Source organism: Rhizobium tibeticum, assembly GCF_900110205.1.
Classification (GTDB): Bacteria; Pseudomonadota; Alphaproteobacteria; order Rhizobiales; family Rhizobiaceae; genus Rhizobium; species Rhizobium tibeticum.
Genome location: NZ_FOCV01000017.1, coordinates 100,916 through 125,619, shown reverse-complemented (window position 1 = coordinate 125,619; position 24,704 = coordinate 100,916). Strand labels below are relative to the sequence as shown.

Sequence of the window (24,704 nt, the reverse complement as noted above, 5' to 3'; positions counted from 1 at the left end):
GCTAATCGCACGTTGAGGTCCATGCCAATTCGCAGATCAACCGCTGTCACGGCAACGTGCCAACCCAAGCTCATTTGAGCACGCCTGGGGTGAGACATACCTCGGTTCAACTTGGAGGCAAGACATGGCCACTGCCAATGCCGCGTCAAAGACCACGATGCAGAGATTTCTCGACGGCGTTGAGAAGGTGGGAAACATGGTTCCCCATCCCGTCATCATCTTCCTTATTCTGATCGGCATCGTCATCATCTTGTCGGCCGTGCTCGGCGCTTTCGGAGCGGCGGTGAGCTACGAGCGCATCAATCCTGACACGCACGAGATTGAGCAGGCGTCGACAGCAATCCGCAGCCTGGTGAATGTGGAGGGCATCCGCTTTCTATATTCATCGCTCATTCCCAATTTCATGAGCTTTACGGCTGTCGGGCTGATGATCGCTGCCATGATCGGCGCGGGCGTCGCAGAGGAATCCGGCCTGGTCACGGCGCTGATCCGCAAGCTCGTCATTGTCTCACCCCGCTGGGCGCTGACCTATATTCTGGCTTTCGTCGGCATCCTCGCAAGTATCGCGGCGGATGCCGGCTATCTCGTGCTGATACCGCTTGCGGGCGTTGCCTATCTGGCGGTCGGGCGCCACCCTCTGGCGGGCCTTGCGCTTGGCTTTGCTGCCGTGGCTGGCGCCTTCACGGTCAATATGCTGATCAAGCCACTCGATGCGGTGCTCGTCGAATTCACCAATGATGCGGCGCATCTTGTTGATCCCGCGCGGTCGATCGGTCTGGCATCCAACGTCTGGTTTTCCATTGTCTCGGTCCTTTTTCTGACGGTGCTGATTGCGTTCATCACCGATCGCATGATCGCGCCTCGGCTGGGAGAGTATGATCCCGCAACCGCAGAGGGCGGCGTGCAGGCTCAGGGCGCGACGCTCTCCGAGCAGGAATCGCGCGGTTTGCGGTTCGCGCTCTATGGTTTGATCGGTCTTCTCGTGGTTTTCCTGCTTTTGACGATCCCCAGCGGCGCGCCGTTGCGCAACCCCGATACCGGCGAGCTCATCGGCAATTCACCCTTCATGAACGGCCTGATAGCCCTGATCATGCTGATCTTCCTGGTGACGGGCTGGGCCTACGGCATCGGCGCCGGCACGCTGAAGACACTGGCCGAGGTCATCGCGGCGATCGAGAAGTCGATCAAGAATATGGGCGGAACCATCTTCCTGTTCTTCGTGCTTAGCCAGTTCGTTGCCTACTTCACCTACACGAATATCGGCACCGTCATGGCGCTTAGCCTTTCGGGCGTATTGCAGGCCGCCAACATCGGAGCGTTACCCCTGTTGATCGGCTTTATCGTCGTGGTTGCAATCATCGATCTGCTGTTGACGGGCGCCATTGCCAAGTGGGCGATCTTCGCTCCGGTTTTCGTGCCGCTTCTGATGAAGCTCGGCGTCGAGCCGGAAGCCGTGCTTGCCGCCTATCGCGTCGGCGATTCACCGATGAATGCGATCACGCCGCTCAATGCCTACTTCGCGCTCGTCGTCGGCTTTGCCCAGAAATACGACAAGTCCGCCGGTGTCGGCACGATCGTCTCTTTGATGCTTCCTTATGTCGTGCTGATCTTCGTGCTGTGGACGGGTCTCTTTGCGGTCTGGAAGGCCCTCGGACTGCCGTGGGGCCTGTAACGTTCGATGCGGCAACCGTGAACGAATAAACACTCGAATGAACGGATGGATATCATGAGCAACACCTCTATCCCTCTCGACGTCGCCGCCGCGCAAGACCATCTGATGCGCTTCTTATCGGTGGAGGGCGTCACCGGACAGGAAAAGAACATTGGCCTTGCCGTGTGCGACGCTCTGAGGAAGATCGGCGTCCCGGAATCGGCCATTCGCTTCGACGATGCCAACAAGCGCATCCCGTTGCCGACCGAGACAGGCAATCTGATTGTAGATATTCCAGGAACGCGGCCGGGTCCGCGGCTTCTTTTTTCCACGCACCTTGACACGGTGCCACTTTGCGCTGGCGCCAAGCCTCGGCGCGAGGGCGACCGCATCGTCTCCGACGGTACCACCGCTTTGGGCGGAGATGCCCGAACCGGCGTGGCGGTCCTCGTCGTGGTTGCCGAGACGCTGATCAAACACAAGTTGCCACACCCGCCGATCACGCTGCTGTTCACGGTACGCGAGGAAAGTGGGCTGCACGGGGCACGTGAGCTCAACCCCGCTGATCTTAACGGCGCGGTGATGTGCATCAACGTCGATGGCCAAATGGCCTCGGACCTGATTGTCGGCGCCGTCGGCCAGGAAAACTGGGAAGTCGAGATCACAGGCCGTGCTTCGCACGCAGGTGTTGCGCCGGAGAAGGGTATTTCGGCAACACTGGTCGGCGCCATGGCTTTGGCCGAAGCAAAGCAGAGCGGCTGGTTCGGCAAGGTGGTCAAACCGGACGGTCGAGGCACCAGCAACGTCGGCATTTTTGGTGGCAAGGGCAACAAGCCTGCTGGCGATGCGACCAATGTCGTGACCGACTATGCGTTCATCAAGGGTGAGGCACGCAGCCCTGAGGCGACGTTCGCGACGAAGATTGCGAACGGCTACAAGGAAGCATTTGCCAAGGCTCAGAGCGAGGTGACGGACGATCAGGGCGACAAGGCCGAGGTGAAATTCAGCCATCAGGCATCCTATCCGCCCTTTGAATTGGGCAAAGACACGCCAATCGTGAAACGCGCGACGAAGGCGCTGCAGATGCTCGATATCAAGCCAGTGTATGTCTTTTCGAACGGGGGGTTGGATGCCAATTGGCTCGACAAGCATGGCGTTCCCACCATCACCATTGGGGCCGGACAAGCCGAGATTCACACCATCAAGGAATATGTGAACCTCAAGGAATACGAGAAGGGCTGCCGTCTGGGCGTGCTTATGGCGACACTCGACGATTGATGGGTTCGCAGGGCCGTATGCCTTGGACGGCTGCAGCAGGTCCGGCTGTCATGCTGCACTTGGCTGCAGTCATCGCGCCTCAGCCAGTCTCGGTCGATCCGGGCCGAGGGTGACGGAAGCTTGGAGCTAGCAATGGTGGCACGATTGGGCGTGACTGGTGGTTTGGACGGTTAGAGGCACAAACAGGGAGCAAGGCGATTGAGTCCCATAGCATACACAGCGACTATCATCGCCGTTGCCGTCGTTCTGTTTGTTTGGAACAAGTTGCCGGTCGTCTTGGTGGCCATGCTGACTGCGCTTGCCCTGTGGGCGAGCGGTGTCCTGACAATCGGCCAAGCTCTCGGCGGTTTCGGTGATCCGGCTGTCATCTTCATCGCGTCGCTTTTCGTCGTCAGCTCCGGACTTGAGGTCACCGGTGTGACCGCCTGGGCCGGACAACTGCTGATCCGTGGCGCCGGCGAGGAAAGCCGGACGCGCCTTCTCCTTCTGACGATGGCGCTGGTGTCGCTGCTCACCGCACTGATCAGCGTCAACGGCGCAGTCGCGGCCCTCTTGCCGGTCGTGGTCGTCATCGCTGTTCGCCTGCGGCGAAACTCGTCGCAGCTGCTCATGCCGCTGGTCTTTTCCGCGCATGCAGGTTCAATGCTGGCGCTGACGGGAACCCCGGTGAACGTGCTGGTGTCGGAGGCAGGCATCGACGCGGGCGCCGGTGGCTTCGGGTTCTTTGAATTTGCGCTCGTCGGTATTCCGCTTTTGGCGGGCACTATGGCAATCATCATATTGTTCGGAAAGCAGCTGCTTCCCGAACGTAACGGCGCGACCATGCCCGCCGATTTCAGCCATCATGCCAAGACACTTGTCGAGCAATACGGGCTTGCGAGCGGCATATACCAGATGCGCGTGCGCGCGAGCTCGCCTTTTGTCGGCCTCGCACCCGCCGGGGTCGATCTCTTAGCGCATCAGGGGTTGCAGCTTGTCGCCATTCAGGAGGGGGAGACCGCCGGCCCGCTCCGAAGACCTCATATCGCCGAGGGGGATCATCTTCTGCTGCGTGGCGAGCCTGACGTCGCAGCCGCATTCGCAGCCGCGATGCATCTCGCCTTTCGCGACGAGAAGGCAACCGGTCACGGCGAGGAAACCTTGTTCAATCGCAGCTCGGGTCTTGCCGAGGTCGTCATCCCGCCGCGCTCGGGGCTCATAGGCGAAACGGTATTTCCTGGCATGGTCACCGACAGCGGCGATCTGATCATTCTGGCGATACAGCGCGCCGGCGCCGCGATCGCGCCCGGCAGTTCCACCAAGGATGCAGGCGGCATCGCGTTGCAGGCAGGCGATACGATGCTGCTGCAGGGAACCTGGAAGGCACTCGATGTTCACCTCAATGACCCGGACGTTCTGGTTGTCAATTCGCCTGAGCTTGTCCGCCGTCAGGCTGTCCCGATGGGGCCGGGCGCTCGCCAGGCAGTCATGATCCTGATCGCGATGGTTCTGCTGCTTGCCACCGGCATCGTGCCGCCGGCGGTCGCTGGTCTGGTTGCTGCTGGCGCGATCATCCTGTCAGGGATCATGAGTGTCGAGCAAGCCTATCGCGCTGTGGGCTGGACGACTGTCATCCTCGTTGGCGCGATGATGCCGCTTTCGACTGCCATGGTGCAAACAGGTGCAGCGAAACTGATGGCAGAGCATCTCGTAAACCTCGTTGGTGATGCAGGTCCAGTCGCCCTGCTCGCCGGACTGTTTATCCTGACGGCGATCATGGGGCAGCTGATCAGCAACACTGCAACGGCACTGATCGTCATCCCAATCGGCGTGGCGGCGGCAACGGCCATGGGGATTTCTCCGCGTCCGGTGCTGATGAGCACAGCTGTAGCTGCAGCGGCTGCCTTCCTGACGCCGATCGCGACACCGACGAACCTGATGGTGATGGGGCCCGGCGGCTATGCCTTCAACGACTACTGGAAACTTGGATTGCCCTTGTTGATCTGGTTCTTTGTCGTTTCAGTATTCATCGTGCCCTTAATCTGGCGCTTCTAAGATTGCCGGCATGACGGTCGGCGCGACCATCCGGATCACACGGACGCGCCTGCTCAGGTCTTTCAGGCGACACCGTTGGGCACATAGCGGAATGGGGAACGGACTGCAGGCGACCGGTGGAAACGGCGGTAGATGCTCACGTTCTCGCCTATTGTGATTTCACCAGCCCCGAGAAACCGGCGACAGCCAGAAGGCTGAGGGCCCAGCCAATCACCGACTGGAAGAAATAGTATTTCAAGGTGAACGTGCCATTTGGCTTCATCGAGTCCGGTCGCCAGTAGTCCTTTTGCCCGATCGACGCCACCGGCAGAAGAACATCCAAGGAATACATCAGCGCACTGAATTCTGGGTAGCTGGCTGCTTCCGGTTGATTGCGGAAACAGGTGAGCTGGTTCTCACCAACCTCGGCACGTCCCGTCAAATCCTGTCCGCTTGATGGCATGAAGCGGCTTTGGGTTCGTTGGAGATCGCACATCGTCCATTCCGGCGAACGCAGGACGACAGGACTGTTTGGTTTCATTGCGCCGCTGCGATAGGCGATAGCAAAGACTCCGGTGCCGATCGCCCAAAAGAGCATGAGCCAGACCAGCGCCAGAAGGGGTTGCCGCCCGTATCGTAGGGTCACGGCAAGGACGGCATCCACGACCCCCAGGAATGCGCGCAGTATCGGATTTTTGGCGCGCGCCCGACGTGCCCGCCGTTGCAGTCGTTCCTTGGTGATTAGGACGGCGCGGGCATCCTCGTCATGCCCCATTTCCCGCAATACCATCGACAACTGCTCGTAGGGCTGCGGCCAGAAGTCCGCCTTCCAACGGTCAGGCGTTTGGCGCGACAGCCAGTCGAGCCGGCTTTCCGCGTCAGCCGGCCCGCCGATGAAGGCCCCATACTGGCAGCGATTGAGAAGCAGGTCGCCGGTCTTCGGCCAGCTCGTTTGTTCGTCGTCGATTGCACCGATCGTTGTGGCAGTCAGGTCCAGCGCGCCCTCGACGGTTGCGTTCTGTCGCAGGAAGAATGCGCCGTCGATAGTGGTTCGATTGAGCCGCAGCGCATAACCGCCCGGCTGCGAAAGTGACGCCGAGGTGCAATCGACGTCGCCGCCGAAACGGGCACCCAGCAGGCGGGTCTCGCCGATAATGGTTGCTCCCCGCAAGGCGAGGTCGCCTGCAGCTACGATCGCGTCACCGTTGAAAACGACTTCACCCGGGCGTTCAAACCGGGCACCGACCGCGTTGACGTCGCCACCAAGGCGAACCGCGGAAAGATTGATGGCGCCACGCACATCGGCACCGCGTAGCAGAACGCCGCCTCGGGTTTCCAATCCATCGGCGTCGAGTGCGATCCCGCCGGGCGAAGCGATCGAAACGCCGTCCGCCTCTACGCTGCCGCCGATCCGCGCACCGGGAAGGCGGATTTCGCCTGTTACGATCGCGCCACGAAGCGAAAGGCAGCCGCGCGCTTCGAGCCTATCTGCCTGAAAGCCGGGTAAAGCCGAGCCGTCCAGGAAGAGATTGTCGATGATGGCGGAGCGCAACACCGGCGAGGCTTCGAAGTGGCAGTCCTTGAGACCGATGTCGCGAGGAATCCGGCATCCTTCAAGATCGAGAATACCAGTTATCCAGGCTCCGCTCAACCTCAGCCCTTTTTCATGCAAACGGTAACCATCGCTGCCGAGGATGAGACAGCGCAAAAGGTCCGCCCGCACCGTTCGCTCGGGGTCTTCCCGTTCCGGTCGTAGACCGTCGCCCAATCGGTCGAAGTCTCCCAGCTGCAGATGTGCAACCACCTTCGCTTCAGCCGCGCTGAGCGGGTGAAACTGAGCAAGGCTGGGTACGACGGGAACAGCAGATCCCGATTGCGAGGCCGTTTGATTCATGAAACCGGTATCCGTTTGGGTTCGGCTGCCGATATTGATCGAACACTGTTCTGCCAGAGAGGAAATCTGCCAAATTTGCACACCGGTCGATCGGCAAGAGAGGCGTGGCAATTCATAGGATCGGTCTCCTCCATCATGGCGTTCGCGCCGATCCTGGCCGATCAGCGTGTCTTACCACAACGCGATCGTGCCCAAGCCACCAATCAAACGGGTCGATTCCGCAAGACCTACGTTCCAACGACATCGGGTTCGGCGCTGCCTTGGCAATGCGACCGGGGCGGCATTTTCCAGCCGCGTGACTGACCCGTCGCGTGATTGATTTCGCCGTTTTTGAGTGTTGGTCAAGAGGTGTCGCCGAAATGCGCGCTGATGGGGCGGCATATCGGACCAGAAGCATAGTTTCTGGATTCAGTGCCGATCACAGCCCGACATACGCGATGCTAAAATGTCGCCAGGACGCATCACGGCCAATGCGACCGGTGAAAAGGCCGGATACAAATCAGGCCCTGCAGGGGCATGCATGGTCAGTTGGCCTGCGGGGACTGCGTGCTATTCCTCCATCCTAACCCGTCGAAAGCCTGCGCGATGCCAGAAGACCACGCAATACCGCAGTCACGCGCATCGGGATTGCCACAGGGCCTGATCCTCCTCTGGAGCTTCCTGTTCGTCGTCTGGCTGGTGATCAATTCATCTGTGGAACCGCCGATCGTGGGCGTCGGCGCGCTGGTATCGTTGGTCGTGGCGGTGATTTTCATGCGTCGTGGCGATGTCTGGCGCATCAAAGTGACGCCTAGCAAGATCTTTCATTTCATTGCCTATACCGGCGTATTCTTGGTCGAATTGGTGAAGGCGAACGTCAACATGCTTCGCTATGTCTACGCGCCACGCATCGACATTCGTCCGGGGATCGTCAAGGTCAGGATGCCGCTCAAGTCACCGATCGGACGCCTGGCGCTCGCAAATTCGATCGCGCTCACGCCGGGCTCGCTGGTGATGGATCTCAGAGGCGATGCACTCTTCATTCATTGGCTCGACGTCAAGACGACCGATCCGGAGGGCGCGGCACGAATGATCATCGGGCCTTTCGAAAGGCACTTGGGGGTGGTCTTTGGCTGACATCATCCTGCAGGTCTCCGTCGTCTTGATCTTCTTCAGCATCGTCTTCGGCGTGCTGCGGCTGATAATCGGCCGGACAGCGATCGATCGGGTGGTGGCCATCGATATGCTGACAGTCGTCACGATCGCGCTGATCGCGCTTTACGCCCACATATCCGGGCGCTTCGTCTATATCGACGTCGCCCTTGTCTACGGTCTCTTGAGCTTTCTGGCGGTCCTTGCCATTGCCCGCTTTCTGGAAAAGGGGCTGTAGCGCGATGCTGGAGATGCTGATCCTATTGGTATGCGGCAGCATCCTGGTGAGCGCAGTGCTGGCCGTCGTGCTCAGCAATCTCATGGCGGCGATGGTCAGCGCCGGGCTGGCAAGCCTGTTTGCAGCAGCGTCCTATGTGCTGCTGGCTGCGCCTGACGTCGCCATGGCCGAGGCGGCGATCGGGTCGGGCCTTGCAACGCTGATCTTCCTTTATGCGATACGCAAGACAAGAGGCGGAGGACCTGTCGATGAGTGATCTGATTGGCAGTCTCGTTATCCTCGTTGGTGCGTTTTTCCTCTTCTCGGCGGGTGTCGGTTTGTTGCGTATGCCCGATGTCTTCACGCGCATCCAGGCGGGTACCAAGGCCTCGACGCTCGGCAATATCCTGGTCCTTGCCGGCCTCGGAATCTATCATCCGGACTGGTCGTTGAAGCTGCTGATCATCGCCTATTTCGTGCTCATGACCAATCCGCTGTCGTCACACGCGCTGTCGCGGGCCGCGCATGCAATCCGCACACCGATGGCGGCCACGACCATCGTCGACGCTCTGCGCGACGAGAACGACAGCGCTGCCGAAGAGGGCTCCGTATGAGGCGCGCGTTCAGCCTGCTCGCCGTGCTGGCATTCGGCGTCATCTTTGCTGGACTTGTCAGCGACTATGACGAACGCCAGACGCTCTCTGCCTTGGCGGTGCATTATCTGACGCAGGTGCCGGCGGATCTTGGCGCCCCCAATGTTGTGACCGGAATTCTGATCACTTTTCGCGGCTTCGACACATTGGGAGAGGTTGCAGTGCTGTTCATGGTGGCCGCGAACGTCGGCTTGCTCTTGGCAAGTGAAGCGGATGAGAAGTCATTTTCCAGGCCTGTTGGCGAGACACAGGGGCCGAGCGAACTGGTGCGCAACGGCGCAGAGGTGGTGCTTCCTCTTATCTTCCTGTTCGGTGCGTATGTTATCATGAACGGCCATTTGTCGGCCGGTGGTGGGTTCCAGGGTGGCGCGGTTGTTGCCTCCGGTGTGATGCTGTTGATGCTCGCCTATCCCTCAGCACCGATCCATCGTGCGTTCCTCAGCATCACGGAATCGCTCGCAGGCGTTTTCTATGTCTCGATCGGCATTGTCGGCATTGTCTTTGGCGGCGGTTTTCTCGACAGCCATATTCTGCCGCGCGGTAATTTCGGGACGCTCTTCAGTGCCGGGGCCATTCCGCTGATATCGGCTCTGCTGGGTATCAAGGTCGGCGCCGAACTGAGCGTCATCATCGACCGGTTTCGCAGTTGAATGACGAGAGACGGGGAGCGCGATGGGGCTGCCTATATCACAGATACTTCTCACCACGGGATTTCTTCTCGTGCTCATCGGCTTCTGGGGCATGCTCAGGCATCGCAACATCCTGCGCATCATCATCGGCTTTTCGCTGATCGATACCGGCATGCACATCGTTCTGGTGGCGACCGGCTATGTACGCGGCGGGACGGCGCCGATCGTCGACGAGGCGCTCAGCGTTTCAGATGCTTCGGCGCACGCGGTCGATCCCGTTCCTGCCGCACTGGTCGTGACTGCTATCGTCATCGGCTTTTCCGTCACCGCGATCATGTTGTCGTTCGCGATCCGGCTTCATGCCGTCAGGAAAACTCTTTCGATCGACGTGCTGACGGAGTCTAAATGGTAGACAGCCTCCTCCAGCCACTGAACATCTTCCTGCTTGGCCTTGGCGGTGGATTCCTCATTCCCCTGCTCTACCGCATCGCCAAGCCGTTTGCGGCGGTGGGCTTTGTCGTAGCACTTCTGGGCATGACCAGTATTTCATGCGTCTGCCTCTGGGCTATCCACAATGGCGGGCCGACCTTCGAGATCTTAACTGCGGGCAGCGTGCCGCCATTCTCGATCAATCTGCGCTTTGGTCCGTGGGAGGGGTTTTTCTCGTTTTGCGTCAATGTCGTCGCGCTGCTCGGCGCCTGGCACCTTTGGGGGCGCTTGCGCTCAAGCTATCCGGCGCTCTTGCTCTACCTGATCCTGATCATGGGCATCAACGGCATGGTCATGACTCGCGATCTGTTCAACCAGTTCGTTTTCCTGGAGATCATGTCGATCGGGACCTATGGGCTTCTCGGACTTGAACGGACGCTCGCAGCGCTTGCGGCCAGCTTCAAATACATCATGGCGACGGTGCTTGCCTCGTCCTTCTTCCTTTTGGGAGCCGGACTTCTCTACCATGTGACCGGTACGCTCAACATCGACGACATGATCACCAACCGGGCGGCAATCACCGGCCCGATCGGCGTGACCGCGCTGCTGTTCGTGCTTGCCTGCCTCGTGCTGGAACTGAAGCCGTTCCCGGCCAATGGGTGGGGGCTCGACGTCTACGAGACGGCGGCCAGCGGCGTCGCGGCGCTTGTCTCAGTCGGGGTGTCGGCGGGTGTGTTTTTTACGCTTTTCAAGCTGCTGCCGCTTTTTGGCGATCACCTGGGTATCCTCGCCGTATCGGGTGGGATCACCTTCCTGTTCTCCAATCTCGTCGGGCTGAACCAGACGAGCGTGCAGCGGATGCTCGGTTATTCCTCCGTCGCGCAGATGGGGCTTCTGATGCTTGCGCTGGCGCTGCTGCATCAGCTTGGGGCCGAGCAGTCGCTGCCGCTGGTGGTCGGGGGCCTCTTCATCAACCATCTACTCGCGAAGGCCGGTCTGTTCTGGCTTGCCGGCCTTGTCGAGCGTCGTGAGATCGGCGGTTGGGCGGATGTCGCAGGCAATCGTCTTGTGCTCTCCATCCTTGCTGTGTTTCTGGTCGCGATCGCCGGCTTGCCGCCATTTCCGGGCTTCTGGGCGAAATGGGAGCTCGTGATGCAGGCGGCGGCGGGCGAGCGATATATCTGGATTGCCGTCATTCTGGTCGGGTCGCTGCTTGAGGCAGCCTATATGTTCCGCTGGTTCAAGCAGGCGACGCGGCCAATGCCGAGCCAGTTAGACAGTGGTTTGTCGGCTGGCAACCTGACGCCCATCAGGCTGCCGCTAACCAGGTTGGTTCCAGTGATGACCAGCGCCGTTCTACTGTTTGTGAGTGGCCATGTGGCGGCGACCTTTTCCGGCGCGGCGTCGCTGTGGCTTGTCGGACCGCTTTGCGTCGGTGGCGTTCTGTGCCTTCTCGACAGGCTTCCCGGGCGGATCAAGTGCGTGCTAATGCTAGCGGCGGTGCTGGTTGTCGGTCTGTGGATCACCGATGATATCGAAGGTTTGCGCCGACTATTCGCCGTACTTCTCCTCGCAGGCGGTATGGTCATTGCTTTCGCCAGCCTCTATCGCTCCGATTGTCGGCGAGGCTTCTATCCGATGATGGCGATCCTGCTGCTGTCGATCGCCAGTCTGCTGCGCGCCGCCACCAGCCTCGAGTTCTTTTTCCATTGGGAGATCATCACCCTTTCTTCCTATTTCCTGATCGCGCAGCGGCCCGGCGCCCACCCCTATGTGCTGCAGTTCCTGCTGTTTTCTCTGGTGTCGGCGTTTTGCCTGCTCGCGGGCTTCGGCGTTGCCACCAGCGCCAACGGCAGCACGGCGCTTGCAGCGTTTGCCACGGCTGGCTCGGATGCGGCGCCGGCCTTCATGTTCCTCGCGATCGGCTTTCTAATCAAGGCCGGGGCGGTTGGCGTCCATGTCTGGCTGCCCGGCGCCTATGCCGAGGCCGATGATGACCTCTCGGCGATGCTCTCCGCCGTCATCAGCAAGGTGGCGGTCTTCGGCTTGTTTATGGTGACTTATCTCGCCATTCGCTCAAAGGTTGGGCTCGAGATGGCGCATGTGATGGGTTGGATCGGACTTGTGACGACCATCGCTGGTGCAGTGATGGCGTTTCAGCAAAGCGACCTGAAGCGCATGCTCGGCTATTCCAGCATGAGCCAGATCGGTTACATCATCACGGCGATCGCATTGATGAGCCATCTCTGCTGGGTCACGGCGTTCTACCTGGTTGCCAACCATCTGATGGTGAAGGGCATCCTTTTTCTTGCCGCAGCCGCCGTGATCCTGCGCACCGGCACGCGCTTGTTCGACGAGATCGGGGGCCTCGCCCGAAAGATGCCGCTCACCTTTGCTTCGGTGGTCATTGCTCTTGTCTCGATGTCCGGTCTGCCGCCGCTCGCTGGCTTCGGCGGAAAATGGCTGCTTTTGAGTGCGATGGTGGACAGACGTTGGTACGGCCTTGCGATCGTTGCTGTGCTCGCGACCTTCATTGGTTTCCTCTACATGTTTCGCTTTGCCTATGCGATCTTCCTGGGGCAGCGAAAGCCAGCGCACGACGAAATCACGGAAGCGCCTTTGGCGCTGCTGGTGCCGCAATTCGTTCTGGTTCTGGCAATTCTCCTGCTGTCATTCTTCCCGAAGCTGGTGATGGATCCCGTGTCCGCCGCGATCGATCCATACTTCGCATCGACGCTGGTCTGGCAAGGCATGTCGCTGGAGACCATCTATGGCTACTGGAACCCCTTCCCTGTCATGGCCGTCAGCGTGGCGATCGCAACGGTTCTGCTTGGGCTGTTCCTGTTGATCTATATAATCTGGCGGGGCCGCTCCATTCCTGTCACTACCGCGCATTTCTACGCCTTCTATCGATCAATGTTTGCCCCGCTCGTTACGCCACTTGCAAACTTCGTCTGGGACGGCCTCTGCGATCTGACTGTCGGTGCGGCGGGAGTGGTGCGTAGAGTCTACACCGGCAATGGCCAAACATACGCGCTGCACGTGCTCTACTATGTTATCGCCTTATATCTGTTGGGCACCCTAGGCCTTCTCGCAGCTTGATATGCGGTCAATGCGTGCCGCTGAACGGGTGACGTCTCGGCGATCTGGGTTCGACCTGCACAAACTCCGCTATTGCCCAGCGGCTGCTTGCGCAAGCCCACCCAGAATGCGGCTTGGAAGAAAGATCACCAGGGTTGCAGCACCCTCGATCACCGATGCTCCGTCTGCCAGCATGGTCTGGCCAACGGGACCTTGGTCCTCTCGGAGCACGCTGCGCATCAGGGCATTGTTGCTGACAATGTCCATGAGCGTCGGTGAACTGGCAAAGACGTTGTGTCTACCGCCATCGATGTCAGAGACATCGATAACGGCGATGTCCCTTTTTTGAAGAATCGCGACATCCGAGCCGCTGCCGACGCGCGGGCGGCCGCCCGCCAATCGCCGGGAAATCCCGAGCGCTCGATCGCGCTGTGAAACGATGATTGTAAACGGTCGCGGGATTTCCCCGATATCGTCAAGCTGGCTCAGGAAGACGTCCACGTCGATGTCCGGGGCCGCGAGCACCACTCCACCCAGACGCTTCAGAGTGCTGGTGCGGCCTCTAAGGGCCAAATCGCGTAAGGCTTCGGTGACGACATAGGCGCCCATTGAATGACCGACCAGGATCACTCTCGTCGCATTCGTCTGTGCAGCGATTTCGATCGTCTCGGCAAGTCCCCGCCGGCCGACAAGGGCGCTATCGCGGTCGAAGACGTAGAGAGGGACGGACGCTCCTGACGGCCAGGCATAGTGCAACGAGACCGACTTGATATCGTAGTCGTAGGTGATCTGAGCATTACGGAAGACGCTGTCGGCGAAGTTGTTGTTGTATCCGTGGACGAAGATCAAGATCTCGCGATTTTCGGGCGCACGCTGCGCCAGGGCGGTATTCAGCCGCCTGATGAATTCTTGTCGCTCGGCAATCGGCTGGTAGGTTCGCGCCGAAAAGTGCCGGCTGGGATCGGGCAGGCGCCCGCTTGTCTCGACGCGGCCAGGAACGTGGTTTCTTGGAATTCCAATCTCGAGTTTCGCAAAATTCAGCGTCTTCGACCGTTCAGCCGAATAAGGCAGGGAAAGGTTGTCGGACCGCGCGCGCGTGGTAGCGACGTAGATCGGAACGATTGACCGTGGTTCTGCTCCCGATGACGATGCCACGGGAAGGCCGAGCACCGCGCGTGGTCCGCCACAGCCGAGAAGAGCCAATAGCATGATCACAATGACCGACAATCGCATTGAGGACATGGCTCGGTCTTAATCCCTGGCGAGCTGTTCAAATCGTCAACAGCAAAGTGTCTCGTGGACAATCTCTCACGCGACCTACACGCATGAGGCGAAGCATTTCGTAGTTCTAGGCTATCCGCGCCAGGTTCGGTAGAGGAATTCTGAGCGCGCTCGCAGTCTCGGCGAATGGACGGTGTTTCAATCGTCCGACGAACAGAGACCCGTTCCCCTATGGACGGCAGGCCTGTTTGCGGGATTCAGTGCTGATCACTTCGCTTCTTAAACCGCTCTATAGTTCCCAATGGAGAAGTGCGCCTCCGGGTTCGGTGGCAAGCGCAAGCCGATAGGGCGTTTAAGGGAGCACCGTCACTTGAGTTCCTACTCAGGATTTCTACCAGTGGCGCTGATCACTCCGGCAGATGGATTGATGAATGACGGGCGCATTTCTTCATCGCCCCGTTGTTTCGCCAAAGCCGTCGTGTCGGTCAGGTCGATTTTTGTGTCTCTGATGAGCTTTGCAGCGCGCGCGGTGGGACATGACGACGCGTCCAATCTTATGAGGTGGATGTATCCTATTGATTGCCTTTCATTTCCGCCATCATCCACGCGTGCCGGCGAGCTGTCGCGACGGTGAGCATTCGGGCGCCGATGAGAATACGCCTTGCTGCATCGAGATCCCCCGCAACGTTCCACTTGTCCGCCGCAGTGCTGGCTGCCTTTTTCCTGATCGGGCTGCCAGCGCGAGGATGACACTGCGGAGCGGCCGCCGAGGCCAGTCAGAACGATTGCCGTTTCATTCAATCCCGAGGATACGTACGGGTCGCTTGTCGGAGAGATTCGGCCGCGCATCGAGACCAGCTTCAGCTTCCGACAGGGCGGTGAGATCCGAGAGCGCGATGTCGACGTCGGCGATCTTGTGGAGGTGGGAGCCGTTCTCGCTCGTCTTGATGCCGAAGATGCACAGGACGCCATGCGTAAGGCCGAAGCAAACCTGTTTTCGGCCCAGGCCCAGTTCCAGAACGCAGAGACCGAGCGGGCACGGCAGCAGCAGCTTTACCCGCGCACTTCCACCCGACAGGCCTTCGAGGCCGCCATCGCTCAGGCGAGTATGGCGCAAGCTGGTGTCGATGCTGCCCAAGCCGGTCTGCGGATCGCCCAGACCAATCTCGACAACCGCGTACTGAAGGCAAACGCTGCCGGCGTCGTTTTCTGACGGCGGGCTCGACGGTCCTTGGAATGCTGCCGATCATCCGCGATCCCTTCTGGTCACCGCTCGCTTTTACCGTCATCGGCGGTCTGGTGGTGGCTGCGGGGTTGACACTGATCTTCTTGCCGGTGCTCTATGTGCTGTGGTTCCGCATTCCGGCCGAGACTGCACCCGACAATGTGGAAGTCTCAGCGCCGGAGCCGGCTGCAGCTGGGGGATGACAGCTTTCCGGCCGACGTCGCCCAAAAGCATATGGCCAATGTCAATGTAATAGCACTGCGCGCGGTCGTGTCAGGCCACACTGCTGCGCTGGCTCCCGAAGCTCCTGGGGCTTCACAGTGAGCGTCACCGTGGTCGTCATTGCCGCCATCGGCGCCTCGGAGGCATGAGGGTTCGGCAAGCTTGCGCAATGGCTCTTCGTCAACGCTGACCGTTTTCAGACGATCTATGTAGACTGGACAAAATGCCTGAAGGGCACGGCCTCGCCGTCCAGCGGCGTGCCTATCCTTATTGTGTACATCGTTGATTGCGCGGGCACATCCCCGGGAACGTGAGTTGCCACGTTTCTGTCGCGCCGTTCAAAGGCCGAGGTCGATCGTGAACCAGGAGCAGCAGTGCGAAGACAACTTAAGGCCTTCGTACAGCGAAGTCGCTGGCTCGTCATGCATCTGAGGGTTGAGAAGCCGCATCGGAAAGGCTAGATTGCAGCTGGGAGGGAATGCCACCACAGGGGCTTGCCGCCATTTGCCGTGACGAATGCCGAATATTCGGCATTCGCGGCGTGCGAATGACGGGCTGTCCTGGAAGCCTGCAGAAAACAGTTCGCTTGCATCATTCAAACGTCACCTGGCCCTCGCTTATAGGCCCAAGAGGAGAGTACGAATGAACTGCACATTTTTTTCTGTTGTCTCAACCAGCCTTTCCATCGCGTCAGGCCTCGCACAGATATGCACCCTCGAGAGGATCGTCACCATTTCGAGTGGTCGCTTTCCGCGCAAACCCGGCACTTCAGCCAGCGCTTATTCTCATCGCTGGAACAGCTTCGACACCGATCACAAAACGATACCCTGCAACGACGGCCGCAATATGCTTGGCGGCCAAACCGACAGTGCGGCCGCGCTTGTGGTACGGGCGAAAATCACGCGGCAGCACGACTGCGCGCGTCGGACTTTGCGCTCAAAGTCCACGTCTTTAGGGGCGAATTTTCCGATACCAGCAGCTGGTCGCGCCATGACATCGGCCCACTGGAGGTCGATGCGATGAGGACCGAAGGCGGCATAGCGCCCGTCAGGTTGCTGGCGCGGAAGTTGGAAGACGAAAACCTTGCAAGCCCGAATCTCGAGGCAGATGATGCGGTGTCGGTGGACGCGAGGGCATCGTTCCTGCCCTCCTTTGAATTTTCGACCTCAGGGTTGCCGCGACCGGATCAGTTTGCGGCATGGCACAATAGTTTCGAGCCTATGCTCGAACTGGCTGACATCGACCCAACGACCGCCGCCTTTAACGGCCGGCAGAAGCTTTGGGATCTTGGCAGTCTTGTACTTGCCCAAATCAGCACTGACAGCCTCGCATTTTCCAGCCTACCGGGACATCTCAGGCGGGATCCGGTTGATCACTGGACAATGACAATCCTGCTGTCGGGAAAGATCCGGACCGATGCAGCGAGAAATGCGTTTACCGCGGGTCCCGGTGAGGTCCAGATTCATTCGCTTGGTCGCTCTTTCACCGGCGTCGTCGACAAAAGCGAAATGCTCGTACTGTTCGTGCCGCGTGATCTTTCGCTTGAGACGGCGGCCACGCTTGGCTCGGCGGAATTTTCGACACTTGGGACAGGTATGGGACGATTGTTCTCGGACTACCTGATTGACGTCGCCAATCGTCTGCCGATGCTCGCCCAGGCCGATCTGCCAGGGCTCGCAGCAGCCACACGTGCAATGATCCTTGCCTGTGTGTCGCCGTCTGCAGACCATATCGAGGCGGCCGAAGGACCTATTGCCAATGTGCTTCTCGAAAGGGCGCGACAATTTGTGCACAATCGGTTGCTCGACCCGAAACTCGGAAGTGAGTTAGTGCGACGGGAGCTCGGGATCTCGCGCACGCGCCTCTACAACTTATTCGAGCCCTTCGGCGGGGTGATGCATTACATTCAGCATCGTCGGTTGCTGAGTGCTTATGCCGCGTTGACCGACCCCAACGATCGGCGTCTGATATTCCAGATTGCCGAAGAGCGCGGTTTCAGCGACGGCGCCGAGTTTGGCCGCGCGTTCAAGCGAGCGTTCGGTTACAGCCCGAGCGAAGTGAGGAACCGTGGAGGGGGTGGCATACCGGTTCGCCCAGATCTTGAGGATTGCCCATCCGAGAAGCGATTGGGCGTGCTTCTTCGACGGTTGCAAGGGTAGCCTAAATGCGTGCCTCTGGCCGTTGGCAGGCATCCTCGATCGACAAGTCCTCGTCCCATTTTCATGGCGTGGCTGCAAAGGTTCGTCGCCGCGATCCCGGGCACCCATCTGCCAAGTCATCGCTCCGTGCTGGGCCGCCCCGCTTCCTGGTCGAGGGTCCTCCTCAAATGGTAGGTCACGGTGCGGCCCAACTTCCGGAAAATGAAGTCAGCACCTTTGCTGGCGTCGGTTCAATCAACTGCGATATGCGTAATGGCCTCGCCAGGTAGTCGCCTTTTGAGAAATCGAACTTGCGAGCTCGCGCTGGTTGCTGAGCCAAGCTTGCAAATTCAAGTTTCGAAGCATCTTGGCAGGATGTTGCTCTTCTTCATAATTGAATCACAGCGCATTCATGCGGGCCTAGCGTCAAATTTCCTTCGACAAGCTGACCGGTGATTAGATCGATACCTTGCGGAGGAGTTTTGATTTCCGTTGCTTCGGCCTCGCAATTTAGGACGAATAGCAACTTGCGGTCATCGGCCTCCCGCATTGTGACTTCCACATTCTGCGGCAAGTCCTGGAGAAGAGGTTGAACATGGCTTTCTCCGAACAATTGGGTCGCCAAGGCTTCGACTAGCGACTCCGTTAGATACGTTCCGACATATACCGCCCGACCTTTACCAACTCTGCGGACTGTGACCATTGGTCGACCGCTGGCGAATCGGTTTGTCCATCGCCCGATTACCTTCACATCATCGTCGAGCCCAAGAAGCTCGTACAAATGCGCTGCGTCGTACTCCTGGTTGCCGAGACTGAAACTGTAACGTCTGGTCGCCGAACTCGCCGGCAGACGGTTCGCTGGATTGTGGAGGCCGTACTCAGTTCCGTGCAGGCCGAAGAGCCCATCGGCACCCGGCTCTGCGACGCGGCCGAACTCCTCGACGCGAACGCCGCATAGTCTGGATAGACCCGGTCCCGGAGCGAGTTCGGTTGGAATATGGTTGTTCTCGTCTCTGGTGCCCGTCATCGCACCGACAATCAAGGTCCCGCCATCCTTGATGAACGCTTCCACATTCTCGTTCCATTCCGGTCTCCACATTACCCAATGCGGCACATATAGGACCTTGATACGCGACAAGTCGTCTTCCGGATGGATGAAGCCACACGCTATACCCTTGGAATAGCAGTAGCGATGTAGAAGCCGTCCGTCTTCCAGGGGGCTTGGCATACCCATTGGATAAGTCTTATAGGCCTCCTGATTATCGAAGTCCGCGCCGGCGATGGCGACGTCCATACGCACAGTCGTACCAAGCAGGTGCGGCTTTATCTTGTTGATATCGCCGGCGAACTGGACGGCTTCCTGGTAGCGGCGACGGGGCATGTCATCGTGGTCAATGATACCCATCCAGTAAATTTCGGCGCCGAAATGTGCTGGACGCCAGCGGAAAAACAGGAGGCCGTCGGCCCCGCGGGCGACAGAACTGAGTGCCATCCGGCGCATCTCACCCGGCTCAGGAGTCATAGTCGAGAAACCAGGTTGACTACCGAAGCCTGAAGCCTGTTCGGGCACGATGAAATTGCCTGAATAGGCGCGGCAGATGTCGAGATGCAAGGCTTGAGTAGCGGGATGACCACCGCTCCGTCTCATCTCGTCGTAGAGCATCGGGTAAACGTCGAAGCCAAGGAAGTCGAGGTCCTGACCGAACTGACCACGGAAATCGATGTCTTCAAGACGGCCGAGATTGTGGAAGATGAACCAGTCGGAGTTCGCTCGACGGAGAATTTCCACCTGGTCATGCTGGAAGACAGCAGTCGCATGCGCCAAGAACCGATGATAGTCCTGCATGTGCCCTGGAGCAGGAAAACCCGGATTGTCCTTTCGAGGCACCGCGATCTGGTCAAAGTTGTCGTAGGCCAGCGCCCAGAAATTCCCGCCCCACGCGAAATTCAACGCCGCAATGGTTTCATAGCGATCCCGAAGATAGCGCCGGAACTCCCGTTCGGTCGCCTCGGAGTATGACGTCGACACAGTCGTGTTCAATTCATTGTCGGTTTGCCAGCCGATGACGTTCGAATTGCCTGCGTAGTGCCGGGCCAAAGCCTCCGTGATGCGTCGGCTGTGAATACGGTAGACCGGGCTGTTCGTGTCTGCGTGTTGGCGTGAGCCATGCGACGCAGTGCGGCCGGTCTCGTCCGTGCGCAGCACCTCAGGATAGGTTGATGTCAGCCAACGCGGTGGCGTCGCAGTCGGCGTGCAGAAGATCGTCTTGATACCTTCGGAGGCCAAGACATCGATGGCCCGATCAAACAGCGAAAAGTCGAAATGCCCCTCCTGAGGTTCGATCAGGTGCCATGCAAACTCGCCGAGGCGGACGACGTTGAAACCGGCTGCCGCCATTCGCTGGGCATCACGCAGCCAATAACTCTCGTCAACGTGCTCCGGATAGTGTGGAACGCCCAGGAGAAAGTCATCGAGATTGAGAGTGCGCCAAACCGAAAGCGGCGCAGGAGGGGTACGCTTCATGACTGTTTCATCCTTGCTTAGATTGTCGCGACGGCCTTGGGAGGGGTGATGGTTTTGCCGCCGGGCCCAAAAAGGTAGGCATCGGCTGGATCGAAGCCGACCGACACCGAGCGATCGTTTTGAAAGGGTTTGACGTCCGCGATCTGAACGGTGAAAACGGTCGTGCCGCTGTCCGATCCTGTCGTGGTCAGTGGTCCGGCGTCGACGTAAACGATCGTTTCTCGTCCCAGATACTCCGTCAGACGCACATTTCCAGGAAAACGGATTTCGGCCAGGCCGTCGTCGAGCCGAAGCTGTTCCGGCCGAATACCGACCGTGACTGTATCACCTACAGAAACCTTGTCGGTGAGCCGGTCAAATGTAAGCTCCAGACCGCCGGCGCCTATAATCCGCGCACCCGATCCGTTGGTTTCAGCCACTTGCCCCGCGACGAAGTTCATGCGGGGCGCACCAAGGAACCCAGCGACGAACAGGTTGTCGGGGTTCTTGTAGAGACTGAGCGGCGCGCCGACTTGTTCGATTCTGCCCTGATTGAGCACAACGATCCGGCTCGCCATTGTCATTGCTTCAACCTGGTCATGGGTGACGTAGATCATCGTTGATGCGAGCCGGGAGTGGAGCGTCGACAGCTCGACCCGCATCTGAGTGCGCAAGGCGGCGTCGAGATTGGAAAGAGGCTCGTCGAACAGGAAGACGTCGGGCGAGCGTGTGATGGCACGGCCAATGGCGACACGTTGCCGCTGCCCGCCGGACAGCTGCTTCGGCTTCTTCTCAAGTTGCTCTTCAAGTCGAAGAATTGTGGCGGCGCGGGCAACCGCGGCATCGATTTCGGTCTTCGGTCGCTTGGCCATTCTGAGGCCGAATCCCATGTTTTCAGCGACGGTCATGTGCGGGTAAAGCGCATAGGACTGGAACACCATGGCAATGCCTCTGTCGCCAGGCTCTAATCTGGTCACATCCCTCCCCCTGATCAGGAGCTTTCCCGAACTGGTCGTCTCAAGGCCAGCGATGGTCTTCAGCAAGGTCGACTTGCCGCATCCCGACGGCCCGACCATGACGACGAACTCACCTTCCTCGATGACCAGGTTGACGTCCCTAAGGGCATGGTAGCCCCCATAATGCTTCTCGATGTTGATAAGTTCGACACTGACCATCTTATGTATTCCTTGAGTTTCGCCTCAGCCCTTGATCGCACCGACGGTCAGGCCAGCAATGAAGTGCCGCTGCATGAGGAAGAACATTACGACTGGAGGAATTGCGACCATGATCGTTGCCGCGGCGACGAGATTCCACGCAGACACCCACTCGCCTCGCAGGTTGCTAAGGCCGGCGGTCACGGGCTTTACCGCATCGCTCTGCGTCAACACGATCGCCCAGAAATAATCGTTCCAGACAAAGGTGAATGTCAGGATCGCGAGTGCTGCCAACGCCGGTCGGATCAATGGGAGAACAATGTGCCAAAGTGTCTGCCACGGCGACGCGCCTTCTGCGCGGGCCGCTTGGAAAAGCTCGTCTGGAAGCGCGGCGATGAAGTTGCGCATGAAGAGGGTTGCGAAGCCCGTTTGGAAGGCCACGTGGAAGACAATGAGCGCGTAGTAGGTATCATAGAGTCCGATGGAAACCATCAAATCCCTGACCGGGATCATCATGATCTGGGCTGGAAGGAAGTTCCCCCCGACGAATAGCGCGAACATCACATTCGCCCCGCGAAAGCGGTAGCGAGAAAGCACGAAGCCTGTCAGCGTGGAGAGAACGAGTACGCCGCCCACCGACGGCAATGTCACGATCAGGCTGTTAAGGAAGTATCGCGCCATGGCGGTCTGTGTGAACACAGCCGTGTAGTTCTCAATGAAATTGAAGCTCCTCGGCCAACCCCAATAGTTGCCCGCCATCACTTCCTCGAATGATCGAAGGGACGTGGCCATGACTGCCAGCAGCGGGAGGAGCCAGAGAGCGAGGATCAAAGCGACCATCGCAACATACGCGAACCGCCGAACCGGCAAGTCTTCCGATATGGACCTTGGGTACATCAGAGGCCCTCCCTTTCCGGCCTGAGAAGAGTGCGTAAGTACCAGGTGATAAAGGCCGCCATGATCACGAAAAGTACCGTCGCGATCGCCGCGCCATAGCCGAAACGGTATGAAAAGATTGACTGCTCGTACATCTGATACGCGAGGACGGTGGAGGAGCCGAACGGCCCTCCGGACGTCATCACGGCGACCATGTCGAATGACCGAAGCGCGCCGATGACCGTCACCGCCAAAGCGATGAAACTGACTTCGCGCAATTGGGGAAGAACGACATGAAACAGCATCGGCCAGCCCCGCGCACCGTCGACGCGCCCAGCCCCAATCAGGTCTTCGCTGAGATTGTTGAGGCCCGCCAGAAATAGTACGAGGCAGAAGGCCACCTGTGGCCACAAGGCCGCGACCACGACCGCGAAAGTCACGAAATGCTCGTCGGAAAGCAACGCGGGTGCGCTCGCCCCGAAGTATCCGAAGATAAGCGAGAGAAGTCCGAAGCTCGGATCATAGACCCAAGTGAAAACAACGCCGACCGTAACAGATGCGAGCACCAGCGGCACAAAGAACAGAGATTTCATGATCCGCATGCCGCGGATAGGCTGGTTCAGGAGCAACGCAAGCGCTAGTCCGAGCGGTGGCGCTAGCATGAACATTGCGAGCCAGATGAGGTTGTTCTTGAGCGATATGTAAAACTGCGGGTCATTCAGTAGCTGAACATAGTTAGCCAGACCGACCCATTGTTTTACGCCAACGCCGTCCCATTCAAAGAACGACACCCAGATCGTCTCGATGGAAGCGACAATGATCACCACCCCAAACAACAGGGCACCCGGCGCGATGAACAATGTCGGCGTTATCCAATGTCGATGGCGTCGCCAGAGAGTGGACATCCAGGACTACTCCAGGAAATGTTAATGGGTCCAAGCCCCAGACGTTGGGTTGGCTCGGAGAAGGCAGGACTGCCGCTAATCAGCAGCCCTGCCGTCGTGCGGTACAGCTCCGGGGAGAAACAGGCGACCGCGATAGGCTTACGTCTTGAAGATGCGTTTTCGCGTACCTTCGAGCCGTTCCAGAATCTGGTCGCGCCGATCCGGCTTGGCCATGAACTCCTGGAACCCCTTAAGACCTTCCTGTGCCATATCCGGGTCGGTATCCCGGTCGTAGTACTGCGCGGAGCCCTCGACGGTCTTGAGAGACTCTACCGCCGCATTCACGAGCGGGTCTTTACTCGGCGGGCAGTCGCTGCGAGGCGGCACGGCACTTTCGGTCTCCAGGAAGGCTGAAAGGTTGTCGGGCTTGTAGAAGTAGGCAAGGAAGTCACGCGCGCTTTCCTTGTTCTTGGCATTCTTCGGGACGTGGATCGAATTCAGGGCAAAGTCCTCGTAGCGCGCCATGCCATCCACAATCTGCGGAAACGGTGTGAACGCGATTTGATCCTGCTGACCCTCGGGGAAGCCGTACTTGATGAATCCTGCGAGGTCCATCATCGCCGCTTTCTTCTGCGCCAAGGCTGCAGACGCCTGTTCCCAGCCAAACGACGTGCTGTTGGCACTGAACATCCCAGCGTTGATGAGTTCTGCCCATTTATCGAAGACAGGCAGGATCGCAGGATCGGTGTAAGACATCCTGCCATCCATCAGAGCCATGTGTTTTTCTAGGCCGTTGATGCGCAGGTTCATATGGTCGAACCAGCCGGCCGCGGGCCACATCTCCTTGGTCCCCATGCTCACAGGTACCATTCCTGCGGACTTGGCTTGTTCGCCCAGCCCAAGCAGGTCGTTGATCGTTTTCGGGGGTGCCCACCCCTTCTCAGCAAAGACGTCCTTGCGATAGAAGAGCCCCCACAGCAGCCCGCCGAGGGGCAAGCCATACTGCTTTCCGTCGACAGTCACGGCATTCAATGTCGGGCCCAGCACCGCCTTGTAGTTCTCACGTTCAAAGAGATCGGAGATATCGTCGAAGAGCCCTCGCTTGACGAAGGCCTTCATGCGGTTACCCGAAAACCAGAAGCAGATGTCCGGCGCACCGACCACAAGATAGCTTCGGATAGCAGTCTTGTGAGCCTCGTGATCCATGTTGTTGATGGTCACCTTGACGCCACTCGTCTTCTCGTACTCGCTGGCAATGCGCTGCAGGACGTCGCGCTGCGAAGCGTTGCCGATATTGGAGATGATCGTCATTTCCTTGCTCTGGGCAAGTGCGGGAGCGCTCAGTGACATTCCAGCGAGTGCCGTCCCGGCTCCGATTAGGAATTGGCGTCGGGACGAAGGCGCCCCTGTAAGCAGAGTGGTTATGTCTTTCGGTGTCATTCAGAATCCTCCCAGGACAAAGCTTCGCCGGGCCCGAACCGACCAGCGGTCGGGCTTCTTGAACG

Annotated in this window: 21 protein-coding genes; 14 read left to right on the top strand and 7 right to left on the bottom strand. The window is 59.1% G+C overall.

Features of this window, described 5'->3' with window-relative positions; translation table 11 throughout:
• Positions 1-124 precede the first annotated feature (124 nt).
• From BSG20_RS19380 to BSG20_RS19370, 3 genes are all read left to right on the top strand, one after another.
• Complete coding sequence (locus tag BSG20_RS19380) at positions 125-1,672, top strand: AbgT family transporter (RefSeq protein WP_072377236.1); 1,548 nt, start codon at positions 125-127, stop codon at positions 1,670-1,672.
• Positions 1,673-1,726: 54 nt separating this feature from the next.
• Positions 1,727-2,929 (top strand): M20/M25/M40 family metallo-hydrolase, encoded by a 1,203-nt coding sequence (locus tag BSG20_RS19375; RefSeq protein WP_370874252.1) that lies wholly within the window; start codon positions 1,727-1,729, stop codon positions 2,927-2,929.
• A 198-nt stretch (positions 2,930-3,127) separates the two neighbouring features.
• Positions 3,128-4,963: an SLC13 family permease gene (locus BSG20_RS19370; protein ID WP_072377232.1), complete on the top strand. Its 1,836-nt coding sequence runs from the start codon at positions 3,128-3,130 to the stop codon at positions 4,961-4,963.
• Positions 4,964-5,111: 148 nt separating this feature from the next.
• Here BSG20_RS19370 and BSG20_RS19365 read toward each other — a convergent pair whose 3' ends face one another.
• Complete coding sequence (locus BSG20_RS19365) at positions 5,112-6,836, bottom strand: hypothetical protein (protein WP_072377296.1); 1,725 nt, start codon at positions 6,834-6,836, stop codon at positions 5,112-5,114.
• Between BSG20_RS19365 and BSG20_RS35690 the strand changes: the two genes are divergently transcribed.
• The 8 genes from BSG20_RS35690 (at position 6,828) to BSG20_RS19330 (ending at position 12,997) form a co-directional block, all read left to right on the top strand.
• Entirely contained in the window at positions 6,828-7,139 is a 312-nt protein-coding gene (locus BSG20_RS35690; RefSeq protein WP_143147505.1) for a hypothetical protein, read from the top strand. The two genes, BSG20_RS19365 and BSG20_RS35690, sit on opposite strands and share 9 nt — an antisense overlap.
• 282 nt (positions 7,140-7,421) lie before the next feature.
• The gene (locus tag BSG20_RS19360; RefSeq protein WP_072377230.1) at positions 7,422-7,952 is read left to right on the top strand and encodes a Na+/H+ antiporter subunit E; all 531 of its coding nucleotides are present in this window, start codon (positions 7,422-7,424) and stop codon (positions 7,950-7,952) included.
• Positions 7,945-8,205 carry an MrpF/PhaF family protein gene (locus BSG20_RS19355; protein WP_072377228.1) on the top strand — a complete coding sequence of 87 codons (261 nt, stop codon included), beginning with the start codon at positions 7,945-7,947 and terminating at the stop codon, positions 8,203-8,205. The genes BSG20_RS19360 and BSG20_RS19355 overlap by 8 nt, the downstream gene beginning before the upstream one ends.
• A gap of 4 nt (positions 8,206-8,209) precedes the next feature.
• On the top strand, positions 8,210-8,461 hold the full coding sequence (locus BSG20_RS19350) for a hydrogenase subunit MbhD domain-containing protein (RefSeq protein WP_072377226.1): 252 nt from the start codon (positions 8,210-8,212) through the stop codon (positions 8,459-8,461).
• A complete protein-coding gene (gene mnhG, locus BSG20_RS19345) occupies positions 8,454-8,798 on the top strand; it encodes a monovalent cation/H(+) antiporter subunit G (RefSeq protein WP_072377224.1) in 345 nt (114 codons plus the stop codon). Before BSG20_RS19350 ends, mnhG begins: the two co-directional genes overlap by 8 nt.
• A complete protein-coding gene (gene mbhE, locus BSG20_RS19340; protein WP_072377222.1) occupies positions 8,795-9,487 on the top strand; it encodes a hydrogen gas-evolving membrane-bound hydrogenase subunit E in 693 nt (230 codons plus the stop codon). Before mnhG ends, mbhE begins: the two co-directional genes overlap by 4 nt.
• Positions 9,488-9,509: 22 nt before the next feature.
• Entirely contained in the window at positions 9,510-9,878 is a 369-nt protein-coding gene (locus BSG20_RS19335) for a sodium:proton antiporter (RefSeq protein ID WP_072377220.1), read from the top strand.
• On the top strand, positions 9,872-12,997 hold the full coding sequence (locus BSG20_RS19330; RefSeq protein WP_072377218.1) for a proton-conducting transporter transmembrane domain-containing protein: 3,126 nt from the start codon (positions 9,872-9,874) through the stop codon (positions 12,995-12,997). Before BSG20_RS19335 ends, BSG20_RS19330 begins: the two co-directional genes overlap by 7 nt.
• A gap of 69 nt (positions 12,998-13,066) precedes the next feature.
• Here BSG20_RS19330 and BSG20_RS19325 read toward each other — a convergent pair whose 3' ends face one another.
• On the bottom strand, positions 13,067-14,218 hold the full coding sequence (locus tag BSG20_RS19325) for an alpha/beta hydrolase (RefSeq protein WP_072377216.1): 1,152 nt from the start codon (positions 14,216-14,218) through the stop codon (positions 13,067-13,069).
• 949 nt (positions 14,219-15,167) lie between these two features.
• On the opposite strand from BSG20_RS19325, the gene BSG20_RS39180 reads away from it, so the two are divergent.
• The 3 genes from BSG20_RS39180 to BSG20_RS19305 all read left to right on the top strand — a co-directional run bounded on the left by BSG20_RS39180 (position 15,168) and on the right by BSG20_RS19305 (position 17,803).
• A complete protein-coding gene (locus BSG20_RS39180) occupies positions 15,168-15,410 on the top strand; it encodes an efflux RND transporter periplasmic adaptor subunit (protein WP_478013398.1) in 243 nt (80 codons plus the stop codon).
• Between the two features lie 23 nt (positions 15,411-15,433).
• Positions 15,434-15,625 carry a hypothetical protein gene (locus BSG20_RS19315; protein ID WP_244541349.1) on the top strand — a complete coding sequence of 64 codons (192 nt, stop codon included), beginning with the start codon at positions 15,434-15,436 and terminating at the stop codon, positions 15,623-15,625.
• Between the two features lie 1,038 nt (positions 15,626-16,663).
• A complete protein-coding gene (locus BSG20_RS19305; RefSeq protein ID WP_072377214.1) occupies positions 16,664-17,803 on the top strand; it encodes a helix-turn-helix domain-containing protein in 1,140 nt (379 codons plus the stop codon).
• Between the two features lie 367 nt (positions 17,804-18,170).
• On the opposite strand, the gene BSG20_RS19300 is transcribed toward BSG20_RS19305, so the two are convergent.
• The 5 genes from BSG20_RS19300 to BSG20_RS19280 all read right to left on the bottom strand — a co-directional run bounded on the left by BSG20_RS19300 (position 18,171) and on the right by BSG20_RS19280 (position 24,639).
• Positions 18,171-20,306, bottom strand: a complete 2,136-nt coding sequence (locus tag BSG20_RS19300; protein WP_072377213.1) for a beta-galactosidase — start codon at positions 20,304-20,306, stop codon at positions 18,171-18,173.
• Positions 20,307-20,323: 17 nt separating this feature from the next.
• Positions 20,324-21,460 carry an ABC transporter ATP-binding protein gene (locus BSG20_RS19295; protein ID WP_072377211.1) on the bottom strand — a complete coding sequence of 379 codons (1,137 nt, stop codon included), beginning with the start codon at positions 21,458-21,460 and terminating at the stop codon, positions 20,324-20,326.
• A 24-nt stretch (positions 21,461-21,484) separates the two neighbouring features.
• Complete coding sequence (locus BSG20_RS19290) at positions 21,485-22,336, bottom strand: carbohydrate ABC transporter permease (protein ID WP_072377209.1); 852 nt, start codon at positions 22,334-22,336, stop codon at positions 21,485-21,487.
• The gene (locus tag BSG20_RS19285) at positions 22,336-23,220 is read right to left on the bottom strand and encodes a carbohydrate ABC transporter permease (protein ID WP_072377207.1); all 885 of its coding nucleotides are present in this window, start codon (positions 23,218-23,220) and stop codon (positions 22,336-22,338) included. Before BSG20_RS19285 ends, BSG20_RS19290 begins: the two co-directional genes overlap by 1 nt.
• Before the next feature lie 138 nt (positions 23,221-23,358).
• Positions 23,359-24,639: an ABC transporter substrate-binding protein gene (locus tag BSG20_RS19280; RefSeq protein WP_093041291.1), complete on the bottom strand. Its 1,281-nt coding sequence runs from the start codon at positions 24,637-24,639 to the stop codon at positions 23,359-23,361.
• Between the last annotated feature and the right edge of the window lie 65 nt (positions 24,640-24,704).

Coding starts and splice junctions, on each gene's coding strand:
- BSG20_RS19380 (WP_072377236.1), top strand. CDS start 125: ATGGCCACTGCCAATGCCGCGTCAAAGACCACGATGCAGAGATTTCTC.
- BSG20_RS19375 (WP_370874252.1), top strand. CDS start 1,727: ATGAGCAACACCTCTATCCCTCTCGACGTCGCCGCCGCGCAAGACCAT.
- BSG20_RS19365 (WP_072377296.1), bottom strand. CDS start 6,836: ATGAATCAAACGGCCTCGCAATCGGGATCTGCTGTTCCCGTCGTACCC.
- BSG20_RS19360 (WP_072377230.1), top strand. CDS start 7,422: ATGCCAGAAGACCACGCAATACCGCAGTCACGCGCATCGGGATTGCCA.
- BSG20_RS19350 (WP_072377226.1), top strand. CDS start 8,210: ATGCTGGAGATGCTGATCCTATTGGTATGCGGCAGCATCCTGGTGAGC.
- mnhG (WP_072377224.1), top strand. CDS start 8,454: ATGAGTGATCTGATTGGCAGTCTCGTTATCCTCGTTGGTGCGTTTTTC.
- mbhE (WP_072377222.1), top strand. CDS start 8,795: ATGAGGCGCGCGTTCAGCCTGCTCGCCGTGCTGGCATTCGGCGTCATC.
- BSG20_RS19335 (WP_072377220.1), top strand. CDS start 9,510: ATGGGGCTGCCTATATCACAGATACTTCTCACCACGGGATTTCTTCTC.
- BSG20_RS19330 (WP_072377218.1), top strand. CDS start 9,872: ATGGTAGACAGCCTCCTCCAGCCACTGAACATCTTCCTGCTTGGCCTT.
- BSG20_RS19325 (WP_072377216.1), bottom strand. CDS start 14,218: ATGTCCTCAATGCGATTGTCGGTCATTGTGATCATGCTATTGGCTCTT.
- BSG20_RS39180 (WP_478013398.1), top strand. CDS start 15,168: ATGCGTAAGGCCGAAGCAAACCTGTTTTCGGCCCAGGCCCAGTTCCAG.
- BSG20_RS19315 (WP_244541349.1), top strand. CDS start 15,434: ATGCTGCCGATCATCCGCGATCCCTTCTGGTCACCGCTCGCTTTTACC.
- BSG20_RS19305 (WP_072377214.1), top strand. CDS start 16,664: ATGAGGACCGAAGGCGGCATAGCGCCCGTCAGGTTGCTGGCGCGGAAG.
- BSG20_RS19300 (WP_072377213.1), bottom strand. CDS start 20,306: ATGAAGCGTACCCCTCCTGCGCCGCTTTCGGTTTGGCGCACTCTCAAT.
- BSG20_RS19295 (WP_072377211.1), bottom strand. CDS start 21,460: ATGGTCAGTGTCGAACTTATCAACATCGAGAAGCATTATGGGGGCTAC.
- BSG20_RS19290 (WP_072377209.1), bottom strand. CDS start 22,336: ATGTACCCAAGGTCCATATCGGAAGACTTGCCGGTTCGGCGGTTCGCG.
- BSG20_RS19285 (WP_072377207.1), bottom strand. CDS start 23,220: ATGTCCACTCTCTGGCGACGCCATCGACATTGGATAACGCCGACATTG.
- BSG20_RS19280 (WP_093041291.1), bottom strand. CDS start 24,639: ATGACACCGAAAGACATAACCACTCTGCTTACAGGGGCGCCTTCGTCC.